General features: G+C 64.0%; 14 protein-coding genes. 10 read left to right on the forward strand and 4 right to left on the reverse strand.

Annotation, left to right across the window (positions count from 1 at the left end; genetic code table 11):
- Window positions 1-124: 124 nt before the first annotated feature.
- The 3 genes from rnd to A6F65_RS09565 all read left to right on the forward strand — a co-directional run bounded on the left by rnd (window position 125) and on the right by A6F65_RS09565 (window position 2,715).
- Window positions 125-1,372: a ribonuclease D gene (gene rnd, locus A6F65_RS09555; protein ID WP_067788172.1), complete on the forward strand. Its 1,248-nt coding sequence runs from the start codon at window positions 125-127 to the stop codon at window positions 1,370-1,372.
- Complete coding sequence (locus A6F65_RS09560; protein WP_067788174.1) at window positions 1,369-2,265, forward strand: hydrogen peroxide-inducible genes activator; 897 nt, start codon at window positions 1,369-1,371, stop codon at window positions 2,263-2,265. Before rnd ends, A6F65_RS09560 begins: the two co-directional genes overlap by 4 nt.
- Before the next feature lie 72 nt (window positions 2,266-2,337).
- A complete protein-coding gene (locus A6F65_RS09565; RefSeq protein WP_067788176.1) occupies window positions 2,338-2,715 on the forward strand; it encodes a PilZ domain-containing protein in 378 nt (125 codons plus the stop codon).
- 26 nt (window positions 2,716-2,741) lie between these two features.
- On the opposite strand, the gene pgsA is transcribed toward A6F65_RS09565, so the two are convergent.
- Window positions 2,742-3,335, reverse strand: a complete 594-nt coding sequence (gene pgsA / locus A6F65_RS09570) for a CDP-diacylglycerol--glycerol-3-phosphate 3-phosphatidyltransferase (RefSeq protein WP_067788179.1) — start codon at window positions 3,333-3,335, stop codon at window positions 2,742-2,744.
- Between the two features lie 119 nt (window positions 3,336-3,454).
- Here pgsA and A6F65_RS09575 point away from each other — a divergent pair, with 119 nt between their 5' ends.
- On the forward strand, window positions 3,455-4,795 hold the full coding sequence (locus A6F65_RS09575; protein WP_067788182.1) for an MFS transporter: 1,341 nt from the start codon (window positions 3,455-3,457) through the stop codon (window positions 4,793-4,795).
- A 4-nt stretch (window positions 4,796-4,799) separates the two neighbouring features.
- Here A6F65_RS09575 and A6F65_RS12930 read toward each other — a convergent pair whose 3' ends face one another.
- Window positions 4,800-4,997, reverse strand: coding sequence for a hypothetical protein (locus tag A6F65_RS12930; protein WP_157093110.1), 198 nt, complete (start codon window positions 4,995-4,997; stop codon window positions 4,800-4,802).
- Window positions 4,998-5,147: 150 nt separating this feature from the next.
- On the opposite strand from A6F65_RS12930, the gene A6F65_RS09580 reads away from it, so the two are divergent.
- On the forward strand, window positions 5,148-6,797 hold the full coding sequence (locus A6F65_RS09580; RefSeq protein WP_067788185.1) for a thiamine pyrophosphate-binding protein: 1,650 nt from the start codon (window positions 5,148-5,150) through the stop codon (window positions 6,795-6,797).
- 14 nt (window positions 6,798-6,811) lie between these two features.
- Here the strand turns inward: A6F65_RS09580 and A6F65_RS09585 are convergent, their stop codons facing one another.
- Window positions 6,812-7,225, reverse strand: a complete 414-nt coding sequence (locus A6F65_RS09585; protein ID WP_157093111.1) for an EVE domain-containing protein — start codon at window positions 7,223-7,225, stop codon at window positions 6,812-6,814.
- A gap of 119 nt (window positions 7,226-7,344) precedes the next feature.
- On the opposite strand from A6F65_RS09585, the gene A6F65_RS09590 reads away from it, so the two are divergent.
- The 5 genes from A6F65_RS09590 (at window position 7,345) to A6F65_RS09610 (ending at window position 12,754) form a co-directional block, all read left to right on the forward strand.
- Window positions 7,345-9,006 (forward strand): putative bifunctional diguanylate cyclase/phosphodiesterase, encoded by a 1,662-nt coding sequence (locus tag A6F65_RS09590; RefSeq protein ID WP_237164807.1) that lies wholly within the window; start codon window positions 7,345-7,347, stop codon window positions 9,004-9,006.
- A gap of 59 nt (window positions 9,007-9,065) precedes the next feature.
- Entirely contained in the window at window positions 9,066-9,878 is an 813-nt protein-coding gene (gene dapF, locus A6F65_RS09595; RefSeq protein ID WP_067788189.1) for a diaminopimelate epimerase, read from the forward strand.
- On the forward strand, window positions 9,860-11,056 hold the full coding sequence (locus A6F65_RS09600; RefSeq protein WP_067788191.1) for a MiaB/RimO family radical SAM methylthiotransferase: 1,197 nt from the start codon (window positions 9,860-9,862) through the stop codon (window positions 11,054-11,056). Before dapF ends, A6F65_RS09600 begins: the two co-directional genes overlap by 19 nt.
- Window positions 11,053-11,985 (forward strand): signal recognition particle-docking protein FtsY, encoded by a 933-nt coding sequence (ftsY, locus tag A6F65_RS09605; protein WP_067788193.1) that lies wholly within the window; start codon window positions 11,053-11,055, stop codon window positions 11,983-11,985. Before A6F65_RS09600 ends, ftsY begins: the two co-directional genes overlap by 4 nt.
- A gap of 106 nt (window positions 11,986-12,091) precedes the next feature.
- A complete protein-coding gene (locus tag A6F65_RS09610) occupies window positions 12,092-12,754 on the forward strand; it encodes an inner membrane-spanning protein YciB (RefSeq protein ID WP_067788195.1) in 663 nt (220 codons plus the stop codon).
- Between the two features lie 12 nt (window positions 12,755-12,766).
- Here the strand turns inward: A6F65_RS09610 and A6F65_RS09615 are convergent, their stop codons facing one another.
- A complete protein-coding gene (locus tag A6F65_RS09615) occupies window positions 12,767-14,674 on the reverse strand; it encodes a potassium transporter Kup (protein WP_067788197.1) in 1,908 nt (635 codons plus the stop codon).
- Window positions 14,675-14,804 lie beyond the last annotated feature (130 nt).

Raw genomic sequence — 14,804 nt, forward strand, 5'->3', positions numbered from 1 at the left:
CTGCCTGCGCGGCATTGCCGTGCGCAGGGCACTCCCGCTACCTTGCCCGGCGCGGCCTTCAACCGCACGGTTTCCTTGGGCCCGGCCCGGGGGCGGCACTCCGCCCACAGATTGAAAAGCGACGATGAAGATACACCCGCTGATTACCGATAGCGATACGCTGGCCGACTTCTGCGAAAAGATGGCGGAAAGCGAATTCGTGTGCGTCGACACCGAATTCATGCGCGAGAATACCTATTACCCGCTGCTCTGCCTGGTGCAACTTGGCAATGAGGAGGAAGCCGCCGCCATCGACCCGCTGGCAGACGGCATCGACCTCTCCCCGCTGTGGGACCTGCTGTGCGACAATGAGGAGGTCCTGAAGATCTTCCACGCCGGCGGTCAGGACGTGGAGATCGTCTACAACTTCACCGGCAAGACGCCGCATCCCATCTTCGACACGCAAATTGCGATGATGGCCATCAGCCAGTCCGAGCAGATCGGCTATGCCAACCTCGTCGAAAGCTGGCTGGGCAAGACGATCGACAAGGGCGCGCGCTTTACCGACTGGAGCCGCCGCCCGCTGACCGAACGGCAGATCGAATATGCCATCGGCGATGTGACGTACCTCGCCCAGATATTCCCGCGCATGCTGAAAAAGCTGATCAAGACCGGCCGCGGTGCCTGGCTGAATGCGGAGATGGAAAAGCTGGCCGACCCGTCCAATTACAACGCCGATCCCGAAAAGCTGTGGCGCAAGATCCGCGCACCGTCGCGCAACGCCATGGTGCTGGGCCGGCTGAAGGCGCTGGCCGCATGGCGCGAAGGCGAAGCGCAGGACAAGGACATTCCTCGCGGCCGTATCATGCGCGACGAGACGCTGGCCGACATCGCCAGCCATCCGCCCAAGAAACAGGCGGACCTCGGCAAGGTGCGCGGCCTTTCCAACGCCTGGAAGGACAATGACATCGGTCGCCGCCTGATGAAGGTGCTGGAAGGCGCGGAGGAATTGCCCAAGTCCGAAATGCCGGCCAAGCCCAAGCGCGGCGCGCCGCTGGGCAAGGAAGGCGCGCTGGTGGCGGACCTGCTGAAGCTGTTGCTTAAGATCCGCAGCCGCGAAATCGAGATCGCCAGCCGCCTGCTGACCCGGTCCGACGAGCTGGAGGCGCTTGCCGCCGGCGTGCGCGACCTGCCCGTTCTGGAAGGCTGGCGTTACGAGGTGTTCGGCAAGGAAGCGGTCGAGCTGGTGGAGGGAAAGCTGGCCTTTGCCGTCGAGGGTGGCAGGCTGAAGATGGCCCCCATTGCCGACATTGCGAAAGGCCCCGAAGAGCCCGCCGAATCCACCGAGCCTGACCCGGAGCCCGAGACCGACCCCGAGACCGCGCAGGAGTGAGCACGTACCTGCCCACTATCAAGCAGCTGCAATATCTGGTGGCGCTGCACGAACACAATCATTTCGGGCGTGCTGCAGAAGCCAGCTTCGTGTCGCAGTCCACCCTGTCCGCCGGGATACGCGAGCTGGAAACCCTGCTGGGCGTAACGCTGGTGGAACGCAGCCGCCGCGTCGTGCGCTTCACGCCGCTGGGCAACCAGGTGGTGGCAAAGGCACACCGCCTGCTGCGCGAGGCGGAGGAGCTGTCCGATCTGGTGCAGGCCAGCGGGAAGCCCCTGTCCGGCGAATTGCGCATGAGCGTGATCCCCACCATCGCGCCCTTCCTGCTGCCCAAGATCCTGCCGCGCCTGCGCCGCGAGCGCCCGCAGCTGAAGCTGTTCCTGCGCGAGGAGACCAGCGGCGATGCGGTGGAAAGCCTGCATCATGGCCGGGCGGATTGCGTCCTGCTTGCCCTGCCCTTTGCCACGGGCGAAGTGGAAAGCGCGAAGATCTGCGACGACGAGCTGATGGTGGCCTTCCCCAAGGATGACCCCCGCGATCCACCTGAGATTGTCTCCCCCGGCTCCATCGACGAAGGCCGCCTGCTGCTGCTGGAAGATGGCCACTGCTTGCGCGAGCATGCCCTGGCCGCCTGCAACCGGCCGGAACTGCGCGATAACGCCACCATGATCGGGACCAGCCTGCACACGCTGGTGCAGATGGTGGACAACGGACTTGGACTGACCATGCTGCCACGCATGGCCGTGGATGCCGGGATCCTGCGCGATACGGATATCGTCGCGCGGCCGCTGAAGAGCAAGAATGCGAACCGCGAGATCGCCCTGATCTGGCGGCGAAATTCCCCGCGATCGGCCGAGTTTCGCCTGCTCGCGGAAGAGTTGAGAGCGGGTTAACACGCGTTTTACCGCAAGTTTACCTCCATTTGGGAAAGTGCATCCGGGACAATAGTAAAACAGGACCGGGTCATGCGTTCTTACAATCGATTTGAAACCGACAGGGAAATTGCCTGCACGATCAGCGGTGGTCGCGATTTCGTGCAGCTGTACAACCTCTCATGCGGGGGCTGCATGATCGAGACGGGCCACCCGGACGCAGCGGTCAACGCCATTGTCCAGGTCCACCTGAACGACATGACGGTGATGCCGGGCCGCATCGTGTGGCGCTGCGGCCGCAATGCCGGGGTCAAGTTCGAAGTGCCGCTGCACAGCCGCCTGGTCGAAAGCCTGGGCTACATGCCGGGTGAGGAATTCGACGCCAGCGATCCGCGCGACCGCTTCGGCATCCCGCTGGAAACGAACAGCTGGGCCAGCGACGCCATCGTCGACGGTGCGCGCCTGGGCTGATCTTGCGCGGCCTTCCGGCCCGCGATTCAATCCATGTGTTTCAGGCCGACGCGTAGGTAATCCCAGCCGGTTACCAGCGTCAGGATGGCCGCTGCCCACAAGGTGGTGAGGCCGACGGTGTGCGGCACGTTCACGTCTATCGCGCCAAATGGCATGGTCCAGCCAGGCAGCGCCTGCCCTAAAATCAGGGATCCCAGCGCGACCAGCTGGAAAGTGGTCTTCCACTTGGCCAGCTTGCTGACGGGCATGCTGACCTGCAGGCCGCCCAGAAACTCGCGCAGCCCCGATACTGCAATTTCTCGGACCAGAATGATGAGCCCGGCGATCACATGCGCGTCGCCCACATAGGGGCCGCGCAGCACGCCCTGCGCCGCCAGCACCAGGATGACGGCGGCCACCATGATCTTGTCCGCAATCGGATCGAGGAAGATGCCCAGCTTGCTCACCGCTCCGCTTGAGCGCGCCAACATGCCGTCGAAGTAATCCGTGATGCCCATCGCGCAATACAGTGCGAAGGCGAGGCCATAGCCCAGTTCCCAGCCTGGCCACCACAGGAGGAAGGCCAGCAGCGGGATCGCGACGATGCGCGAAAGGGTCAGGACGTTTGGCAGGCTCAGCATGACTGACAGCAGCCCTAGCGTGTTCGGAGTGCCGGAAAAAGGACCCCGCTTGCCTTGCCCACGGCAATTCCACCGCTAAGCTGCCCGGACACGCCGGATGGCGCCATGCAAGGGGCACGATGTTTACTTCCACCCACCTGCTGAAACGGCGCAGGTTCCTGCCGCTGTTCGCCACCCAGCTGTTCAACGCCTTCAACGATAACGTCTACAAGACGACGATGGTGCTGTTCGTCGTCTACACCATCTACAATTCGGCGGAGAGCGAGACGATGTTCTCAAGCGTCGCCTCCGGATTGTTCATCCTGCCCTTCTTCCTGCTCTCCGCCATCGCCGGACAATTGTCCGATTTGCGCGACAAGGCCGTGCTGATCCGGCGCATCAAGGCGGCGGAAATCGTGCTGATGTGCGTGGGTGCCGTGGGCCTGTTCATGGCGTGGAACGGCATAGCGGTGGATGCGGTGGCCATCCCCCTGCTGCTGGCAACGCTGTTCGGCACAGGCGTGCAATCGGCATTCTTCGGCCCCATCAAATACGCGATCCTGCCGCAGCACCTGAAGAAGGATGAAGTGCTGGCCGGCACCGGCCTGGTGGAGGCCGGGACCTATATAGCCATCATGGGCGGGACGATCCTGGCGGGCCTGCTGTCCGAAAATGTCGAGATTGCCGCCTTCGCCATCGTTACCTTTGCCGTGATGGGCTACCTCGTTTCGCGGCAGGTCCCGCCTGCCCCGCCGCAAGGCGAGAAGGAAAAGATCGACTACAATCCCTTCACATCGTCCTGGGCGCTGCTGCGCGACACGATGCAGAACCGCGAGATCCTTTACGCCATCATCGCTATCAGCTTCTTCTGGACCATCGGCAGCGTGCTGTTCATCCAGTTCCCGCCGCTGGCCAAGAACGTCCTACTGGCCGATCCGAAGGTGGCGAGCCTGTTCCTCGTCTCCTTCTCCGTCGGCGTGGCAGTGGGATCGGTCACCATCAATCTGCTGCTGAAGGGCCGGGTGTCGGCCCGCTATGCCCCGATATCCGTGCTGATGATGGGGATCATGGTGGCGCTGTTCTACATGGTATGCCGGGCATGGAATGCCGGGCTGCGCAGCGACGAGCTGATGGATGTGACGATGTTCCTGTCCTACCCGCTGGCCTGGGTAGTGCTCGGCAGCCTTCTGCTGATCGCAATTTTCGGCGGCATGTTCGTGGTGCCGCTCTATGCCTTCCTGACCACGCGCGTGGCGGCAAATATGGCCAGCCGCACGGTCGCGGCGAACAATATCGTGAATTCGGGTTCGATGGTGATCGGCTCGCTGCTGGCCTTCGCGCTCAGTACGATCGGGATACCGCTGGCGGAGCAGGTGTTGCTGTCGAGCGCCATGTGCCTCGTATCAGTGTGGCTGGGAATGAAACTTTACCGCGCGGAGCAGGATGCCGCGATCCACGCGGCGGAGACCGCCCCGGCCTGAGGCGTTACCAGATAAAGGTCATCACCGCGACGAAGCAGGCGGAATAGGCGAGCGCAAAGCCGCGCACATCCTCTGCATTCACAGCGAAGGGCACCCGCCAGGCGCGATGGCGACGCCGCGTGTCCTTGCAGACATAGGCGGGCAAGCTGGCCCGGAAAGGGTGACGGGCCGACTCATCGGTAAGGACCAGTGCTCTTCTCATGACGAGGGGGTTAACGCGGTGCTAACCATTTGGAACCCCGGCTTTATGCGCCTGTCCACAGCGGGGACATTAACCCAATCCGGCAACCATGAGCGTTTTGTGCGCCGCGCCGCATTGCCGCCGCCGCGGCGCGCCGCTAATCGGTTTCGCATGAAACAAAGCGCCGCCAAGCTCCTCGTCCAGTGCCTCAAAGCGCAGGAATGCCGCCGTATCTTCACCGTGCCGGGGGAGAGCTTCCTGCCCGTGCTGGATGCCCTGCACGATAGCGACGGAATTGAAACCATAATCTGCCGCCAGGAAGGCGGTACGGCCTTCATGGCCTGCGCGGATGGCAGCATCACCGGGCGGCCCGGCGTCGCCTTCGTCACGCGCGGACCGGGCGCCACCAACGCCAGCATCGGCGTCCACGTAGCCATGCAGGATTCGCAGCCCATGATCCTGTTCGTGGGCGACGTCGCGCGCGAGATGCGCGACCGCGAAGGCTTCCAGGAAATGGACTTCGCGGCCTATTTCGGCCCGATCTGCAAGTGGTCTGCCCGGATCGACGATGCCGCGCGGATCCCGGAATACATCGCCCGCGCCTATGCCACCGCCACCTCCGGCCGTCCGGGCCCGGTGGTCATCGCCCTGCCCGAAGACATGCTGTCGGACGAGGTCGAGGGGCTGGAGCCGCGCCCCTTCGTCCACCGCCCGGCGCAGGCCCCCTGCCCCGACGCGCTGGCCACCATGATGGCGATGATCGGCGATGCGTCTTCCCCCGTCGCCATCGTCGGCGGCGCAGGCTGGAATGCCAAGGCACGCGAGCACTTCACCCGTTTCGCCGAAGACATCGGCCTGCCGGTTGCCACCGCATTCCGGCGGCAGGACGCGATTTCCCCGGACTCGCCGGTCTATGCCGGAAACCTGGGCTACGGCCCGAACCCCAAGCTGCTGGAGCGCATCAGGCAGGCAGACCTGCTACTGGTGGTGGGCGCACGCATGGGAGAGGCCACGACCGACGGCTATGAACTCGTCACGCCGGACCATCCCGGACAGCTGCTGGTCCATGTCCATCCCGACCCGGAGGAGCTCCAGCGCGTCTATCGCGCAGACCTGGCGATCTGCGCCGACATGGGCGAGTTTGCCGAGGGCGCGGACCTGTGGGACCACGACATCCTGTCCTTCGATGCCGGGCAGCAGGCGCATGAGCAATGGCTGGCCTTCAATACGCCCGGCAGCGACGGGACAAAGCTGGACCTTGCGCAATGCCTGGCCGCCGCGCGGCGGATCCTCCCGGCGGACAGCGTGATCTGCAACGGGGCCGGCAATTTTTCCAGCTGGTGGCACCGGTACTGGCCCTATGCCGGCTATCCTTCGCAAATGGCGCCGACCGCGGGCGCGATGGGTTACGGCGTGCCCGCAGCAGTCGCGGCGAAGCTGGCCCTGCCCGATCGCTGCGTCGTCGCGGTGGCGGGCGACGGCGACTTCCTCATGAACGGGCAGGAGCTGGCCACGGCCGCGCAATACGGCCTCGATCTGCTGGTTATCGTGGTGGACAACGGGACATACGGCACGATCCGCATGCACCAGGAACGGGAATTTCCCGGCCGTGTCAGCGGCACCAGCCTTGCCAATCCGGATTTTGCGAAATTGGGCGAAGCGTTCGGGGCGCAGAGCTGGCGCGTGGAAACGGCGGATGAATTTGCCGAGGCGCTACAGCAGGCTGTCTCCGCCAAGGGCCTTCGCCTGATCCACTGCCTGCAGGATCAGGACGTGATCGCCGCATCGGGCGTGACGATCGAGGGGCTGCGCGCCCGCTAAGGCCCGTTGCGCCCTTAGCCTTCGGCCATCTTGCAGATGATGTCCCACTCGTCCGGCTGGATTTCCGCCACGGACAGGCGGGACAGGCGCACCAGCTCGATATCGGGCAGCTGGTCCGATGCAGCTTTGATCTGCTTCAGGGTCACGGGGTTATCCAGTGTGCGGACCGGCTTGATCTTCACCGCAGCCCACTTACCCTCCGGATCGGTGGGGTCGGTGATATGCGCCTCGCTCACCTCGGCGATGCCCACGATCTCCAGCCCTTCGCGCGAGTGGTAATAGAAGATCTTGTCGCCCACCTCCATCGCGGCGAGGTTGTTCTTCGCCCGGTGGTTGCGAACCCCGTCCCATACCGTCTCACCATCGCGCTGCAGGTCGTCCCAGCTGTATTTGAAGGGTTCGGATTTCATCAGCCAGTGACGGGCCACGCAATTTCTCCTGCAAGCTAAGGCTGGCGGGCCTAGCGAAACCGACCCCTCACCGCAATTAACCGAAAAGTGACATTGACCAATTATGCCCGGACCTTCGAGTTAGGGGGACTGGACGAGTGATCGCATTCCGCAAACGCGCAAAGGCCGAAGATGGCGCGCGTTCGGCTGCCTTGCAGAAGGCAGACCGCGACATTGTGACGCTAGGCATTGCGGCCGCTGCGTTGATCCTCTTTGTGGGGACCGGCGGCACTATCATGCCGCAAGTACTGGACAGCTGGTTCGGCACGGCGGCCCCGCCCGACCTGCTTCTGACCAACGCGTTGCTGCTCAATATCGCACTCGTGATCTTCGGATGGCGGCGGTACACGGAGCTGCGCCGCGAAGTGGAAGAACGCCGCCGCGCAGAAGAAACGGCGCGTTTGCTGGCCGAGACGGACCCGCTCACTGGCTGCCTCAACCGCCGCAGCGCGAATGCCCGGATCGATGAGCTGATCCAGGCTGCCCGCGAGAATGAGCAGGCCGCAGCCGTGCTCGTACTCGACCTCGACAATTTCAAGCAGGTCAATGACCAGAACGGCCACCAGGTCGGCGACGCCGTGCTGCGTGAGGCTGCAGCGCGCCTGACCCGGGAAATGCCCGTCGGCGGAATCCTGGCACGCACGGGCGGCGATGAATTCGCCTGCGCCATCGCCTTCGAGAGCGATGACCAGGAGCGGATCGAGAAGGTCGTCCTGCGCATCCTCGAAGCCATGGGCAAACCCATTACGCACGAGGAATCCGAATACGGCATCACCGTGTCCATCGGCATTGCCCGCAGCGATGCGGATGCGGAGCGTGAAGACGAGCGCAAGGACGCCGAATGGATGCTGCACTGCGCAGATATCGCAATGTACCACGCCAAGGGCCGCGGCCGGAACTGCCACGTCTGGTTCGAACCGCGCATGGAGAGCGATTTTCGCTTCCGCCGCGAGCTGGAAAACGGGATTCGCGAAGGCCTCGGCCGCGGCGAATTCGTGCCATATTACGAGCGTCAGATTGCCCTTGGATCGGGCGAGCTGACCGGCTTCGAGATGCTGGCGCGCTGGCACTCGCCCAAGTTGGGCACGGTGCTGCCGGAAGTCTTCATTCCGGTGGCCGAGGACATGGAGCTTATCTCCGAATTGTCCGAACAGCTGATCCGCCGCGCGCTGGACGATGCCAAGGAGTGGGATGCGAACCTCTCGCTGGCGATCAACATCTCTCCGCTGCAATTGCGCGACCCGTGGTTTGCCCAGAAGCTGCTGAAGATCCTTTCGGAAAGCGGCTTCCCGCCGCACCGGCTGGACGTTGAAATTACCGAGAGCTGCCTGCATGAAAATCCGGCCATGGTGCGCTCCATCCTGGTCTCGCTGAAGAACCAGGGCGTGCGCGTCAGCCTCGACGATTTCGGAACCGGCTATTCCAACCTCAGCCAGCTTCGCAGCCTGCCCTTCGACCGGCTCAAGATCGATCGCAGCTTCGTGACGGAGCTGGGCGGCGAAAGCGATTCGGGTGCCATGGTCGGCGCCATCGTGGCCCTGGGCCGCAGCATGGGCATGCCCATAGTGGCCGAGGGCGTGGAGAACGAGACGGTCCTGGCGCAGCTGGCCAAGCTGGGTGAGCTGGAAGGCCAGGGCTATTTCTACGGCCATCCTGCCGATGCCGCTGCAACGCGCGAAATGCTGCGTAAGGAAGGCCGGCTTGCGGGCGATGCACAACGCGATCAGCCCGGTGACGAGGGCCTGGCCAAGGCCAGCTGAGCGCCGGGCCGACACGCCCCGGCATTGCCTCTGGACGCGCTGCCCCCTAACTGGCGGCAATGCGCGCTGAATTCATCAAGATGCACGGTCTGGGCAACGACTTTGTCGTGCTGGATGCGCGCGCGCAGGCCCTGCCCGAGATGACGCCTGCGATGGCCTCCGCTCTGGCGGACAGGCACACGGGAATTGGCTGCGATCAACTGATCGTGCTCGGCGCAGCAGATAATGCCGATATCGCGATGCGCATCTTCAACCACGATGGCGGGGAAGTGGAGGCCTGCGGCAATGCCACCCGCGCCGTTGGCCTGCTGCTGGGGAAACCCGCCACGATCCGCACGGCTGGAGGCTTGCTGCATGTCGCGCCCGCAGATGCAGGCATTGAAGTGGATATGGGCCAGCCGCGCTTCGACTGGCAGGACATCCCGCTAGCGGACCCGATGGACACGCTGGACATGCCGGTAGGCTGGGAGGCGCTTGAACGCCCCGTCGCCGTCAATGTCGGCAATCCGCATGCCGTGTTCCTCGTGCCCGATTGCGACGCGGTAGAGCTGGAACGGCTGGGCCCCGTCATCGAGAATGACCCGCTCTTCCCGCAGCGCGTGAACGTGAATGTCGCTTCCATCGAGACTCGCAGTCGCATACGCCTGCGTGTCTGGGAACGCGGCGCCGGCCTGACCCGCGCCTGCGGGACCGGTGCCTGCGCCACGGCGGTTGCCGCGATGCGAAGGAAGCTCGTCGACCGCGCCGTCACCGTCGGCCTGCCGGGCGGCGACCTTCACATCGCGTGGCCATCCGACGATGCCAGCATCACCATGACGGGCCCGGCGATCGAGAGCTATCGCGGCAGCTTCGAATGGGACGATTACGCGTGAGCCATGCTCCGGAAGTCATATCGCTCGGCTGCCGCCTGAACCTGTCGGAAAGCGAGAACATTCGCGCGATGCTGCGCGATGACGAGGACGTGGTCATCGTCAATTCCTGCGCCGTGACCAGCGAGGCCGTGCGCCAGACCCGGCAAGCGATCCGCCGTGCCCGCCGCGCGCGCCCCGGATCGCGCCTGCTGGTGACAGGCTGCGCCGCCGATATCGAGCGCGAACAGCTTGCAGCCATGCCCGAAGTCGACGGGCTGGTCGCGAATACCACCAAGCTGGACCCGCGCGCGTGGAATATCGCGCCCCGCCCCGCACCCGCGCCCAGCGTAAAGCACACCCGCGCCTTCGTCGCCGTGCAGAACGGGTGCGACCACTCCTGCACCTTCTGCGTCATCCCGCAAGGCCGCGGCACTAGCCGTTCGTTGACGACGGCAGAAGTGCTGCGCGAAGTGGAGCGCCACCTGGAACACGGCGCAGCCGAGGTGGTCCTGACCGGCGTGGACGTCACCAGCTGGGGCTATGACCTGCCTGACACGCCGCGGCTCGGCACGCTTGTCCGCACAGTGCTGGACACATTCCCGCAATTGGCCCGCCTGCGCATGTCCTCGCTCGACGGTATCGAGGTGGATGAGGAGCTGTTCGAGCTGTTTGCCGGGCACGATCGCATGATGCCGCATATCCACCTCAGCCTGCAGCACGGCCATGACCTGATCCTGAAACGCATGAAGCGCCGCCACAGCCGCGCGGAAGCGGTGGAGCTGGTGCAGCGACTGAAGGCTGCCCGCCCCGACATCGCAGTGGGCGCGGACCTGATCGCCGGCTTCCCGACGGAGACGGAGGCGCATCATGCGGATAACCTCTCCATCATCCGTGAATGCGAAATCGTCCACGCACACATATTCCCTTACTCGCCCCGTCCCGGCACGCCCGCCGCGCGCATGCCGCAGGTCGATCGGACCGCGGTAAAGGCCCGCGCCGCTACGCTTCGCGCCGAAGCCGCAGCCCTGCGCGACGAATGGCTGACCTCCCTCGTCGGGCAGCGCCTGCAGGTGGTCGCGGAAAGCGACGGGACAGGCTATGCGGAGAACTTCGCCCGTGTTGCCGTGCCGCCTGGCACAGCGCGCGGCACAATCCTGCCCATCACGCCGACCGGACACAAAAAAGGCCTGCTTTCATGAGTGAACCCACGCAATCGACATGGTCGGACCGCCTGTTTGGCGGCTTTCGCAAGACGTCGGAGCGGTTGGGCGAGAACCTGACGGGCGTGGTCGGCACGGCCAAGCTGGACGATGCAACGCTGGACGATGTCGAGGACGCGCTGATCCTGTCCGACCTTGGCCCCGCTGCCGCCGGCCGCATCCGCGCGAAGCTGGCGGAAAAGCGCTTTGGCCTGAGCATCACGGAAACCGAGCTGAAGGAAGCGGTGGCGGAGGAAATCGCCGCCATCCTGCGCCCGGTGGCAAAGCCGCTGGAGGTCACCGCCTTCCCCCGCCCACAGGTGGTGCTGGTGATCGGCGTCAACGGCAGCGGCAAGACCACCACCATCGCCAAGCTCGCCCACCTGTTTCAGGAAGACGATTACGGCGTGCTTCTGGCGGCGGGCGACACGTTCCGTGCCGCTGCCATCGGTCAGCTGAAGGTCTGGGCCGACCGCATCGGCTTGCCCATCGTCACCGGTCCCGAAGGCGGCGATCCCGCCAGCATCGTGTTCGATGCTGTGAAGCAGGCGACCGATACAGGCATCGATGCGCTGGTGGTGGACACCGCCGGACGCCTGCAGAACAAGCGCGAGCTGATGGACGAACTGGCGAAGATCCGCCGCGTCCTTGGCAAGCTGAACCCCGAGGCGCCGCACGACGTCGTGCTGGTGCTGGATGCCACGAATGGCCAGAATGCGCTTTCTCAGATCGACGTGTTCAAGGAAGTGGCGGGCGTCACCGGCCTGATCATGACCAAGCTGGACGGCACGGCCCGCGGCGGCGTCCTAGTTGCGGCGGCGGAGCAGTACGGCCTGCCGATCCACGCCATCGGCGTGGGCGAGACGATGGACGACCTGCGCCCCTTCGACCCGGACCTGGTGGCACGCGTGATTGCGGGTGTGGCATAATCTACGACACAGCAAATCCGCTCAGGCTGAGCTTGTCGAAGCCCCCTGCAGCTTTTCACAACATCCTTCGACAGGCTCAGGATGAGCGGGAATTGGACTGAGAAAAATGACAGCAGAAGCCCCCTCACAGGCGCCCATCGCCGCCAAGCCGAAGTCCGGCTGGATCAACATATTGGTCGATTACGGCCCGCTGCTAGTGTTCTTTGCCGTCTACAAGCTGACCAGTCCCGACGGGAACAACACCGCGGGCGAGATCATGGCCGTCATCAACGGCACGGGCGCCTTTATCGTCGCGGCCGTCATCGCGCTGGCGGTCAGCAAATGGCGGCTGGGCAAGGTTTCGCCCATGCTGTGGCTCTCCACCGCGCTGATCGTGGGCTTCGGCGCGCTGACGATATATTTCCGGGACGAGCGCTTCATCCAGTGGAAGCCGACCATCATTTACGTGCTGTTCGGCGCGGCGCTGCTTATCGGATATGCGAAGCGCAAGGCGCTGCTGAAATATTTGCTGGAAGCCGCCTTCGACGGGCTGAGCGACGAAGGCTGGCTGAAGCTGTCGCGCAACTGGGCCTGGTTCTTCCTGGCGCTGGCCGTGCTCAACACCGTTCTGATCTACACGATCAGTTTCGAGGCGTGGCTGGCGGCCAAGCTGTGGCTGTTCATGCCGCTGAGCTTTATCTTCACCTTCAGCCAGCTTCCCATGCTGATGCGCCACGGGTTGGACCTGGAAGGCAAGAAGGAAGCCGAGACCACGCCGCCCGTGGACTGACGGGCTGCGCGATCAGATCTCGACCTGGCTGCCCAGTTCCACCACGCGGTTGGTGGGCAGGCGGAAGAATTCCATCGGCGTTGCCGCGTTGCGCATCATCCAGCTAAACAGCTTCTCGCGCCACACGGCCATGCCGGGATTGTCCGCCATCAGCAGCGTCTGGCGGCTGAGGAAGAAGCTGGTCGACATCATGTCGAACTTCCCATCGCACATCGTCACATCGTCCAGCGCACGCGGTACGTTGGTTTCCTGCATGAAGCCGTAATGCAGGATCACGCGGTAGAAGCCGTCGCCCAGCGACGTGCATTCGATCCGGTCTTCCTCAGCGATATAGGGCACATCGTCGATTAGGACCGTCAGCACCACGATCCGGTCATGCAGCACCTTGTTGTGCTTGATGTTATGCAGCAGCGCAGATGGCGTGCCGGTGCTGCCGGAGTTCATGAAGATCGCCGTGCCGGGGACGCGCGCAGTGCTGCCGCGGGCGGACTTGGCGAAGATGTCCAGCGGCAGGCTGACTTCCTTCATGCGCCCGCGCAGCAGTGACCTGCCCTTCGACCACGTCGTCAGCAATGTGAACGCAATCGCGCCCACCAGCAGCGGGAACCAGCCGCCTTCCGGCACCTTCGTCAGGTTCGCGGCAAAATAGGCGCCGTCCACAATCAGGAACAGGACGACCACCGGAATGGCGATCCACTTCGGCCACTTCCACACGCCGATCAGCAACACCGCCATCAGCAGCGTGTCGATGGTCACCGCACCTGTAACCGCAATGCCGTATGCACTGGCGAGGTTGGAGGAATTCTGGAAGGTCAGCACCAGCACGATCACGGCGATCATCAGCGCCCAGTTGATGCTGGGGATGTAGATCTGGCCGGAATGCTCATCACTGGTGTGGCGGATGGAAAGGCGCGGCACGAAGCCCAGCTGGATCGCCTGGTGGGTGATGCTGAAGGCGCCGCTGATCACGGCCTGGCTGGCGATGAACGTGGCGAATGTGGCCAGGATCACCAGCGGCAAGCGATAGGCCTCGGGCGCCAGGTAGAAGAACGGGCTCTGGATGGCCTCTGCCGCCCCGGCATCGTCCAGGCCCATGATCATCGCGCCCTGGCCGAAGTAGTTCAGCAGCAGGCAGGGCATGACAAAGCCGAACCAGCTCAGCTTCATCGGACCGCGGCCGAAATGGCCCATGTCGGAATACAGCGCCTCGCTGCCGGTCACCGCAAGCACGACCGAACCAAGCGCCAGGAAGGCCAGCCACTTGTCCGTGATGAAGAACTGCACCGCGTACCAGGGATTGAGCGCGTAGAAGATCTCCGGCGTCTGGACGATCTGGACGATGCCCATGAAGGCGATGATCGTGAAATAGACGATCATGACAGGCGCAAAGAGCGCGCCGACCTTCGCCGTCCCGCGCTTTTGCAGCACGAACAGGCCGATCAGCAGGACCAGCGCGATGGGGATCACCATCCGGTCCAGCCGGTGGTCCACCACGGTCAGGCCTTCCACGGCCGACAGGACCGAAATGGCAGGCGTAATCATGCTGTCGCCGTAGAAAAGCGCTGTCGCAAAGACCCCCAGCAAGACGATCAGCCAGCTGTGTTTGGATTTGCCAAGGTGGCGCGTGATAAGCGCAATCAGGGCCAGCGAACCGCCCTGCCCGTTATTGTCCGCCCGCATCAGGATGGACACGTACTGGATGGCCACGACCAGCGTCATGGACCAGAAAATCAGGCTGACCACGCCCAGCACGTGCAGATCGTCCAGCGCCAGCGGGTGCGGGCCGACGAATGTCTCGCGGAAAGCGTAAAGCGGGCTGGTGCCGATATCGCCGAAGACGATACCGATTGCGCCCACGGCAAGTTTCAGCTTCGCGCTGTCCTTTTCGCCGTGTGCAGCAATGCCGGGTTGTGCGCTCATCGGGATTGACGCCCCTTGGTCAATGCGTCCGCAAGGCCATCGTGGCTGCAACACGCAAACAGGGCGCGGCCTGTATCAGCGCGCTTCGCAGCCCGCAACATTTTGCGATGCACCATGAAAGGGGTTGAAC

The sequence above is a fragment of the Paraurantiacibacter namhicola genome (assembly GCF_001687545.1).
GTDB lineage: Bacteria > Pseudomonadota > Alphaproteobacteria > Sphingomonadales > Sphingomonadaceae > Paraurantiacibacter > Paraurantiacibacter namhicola.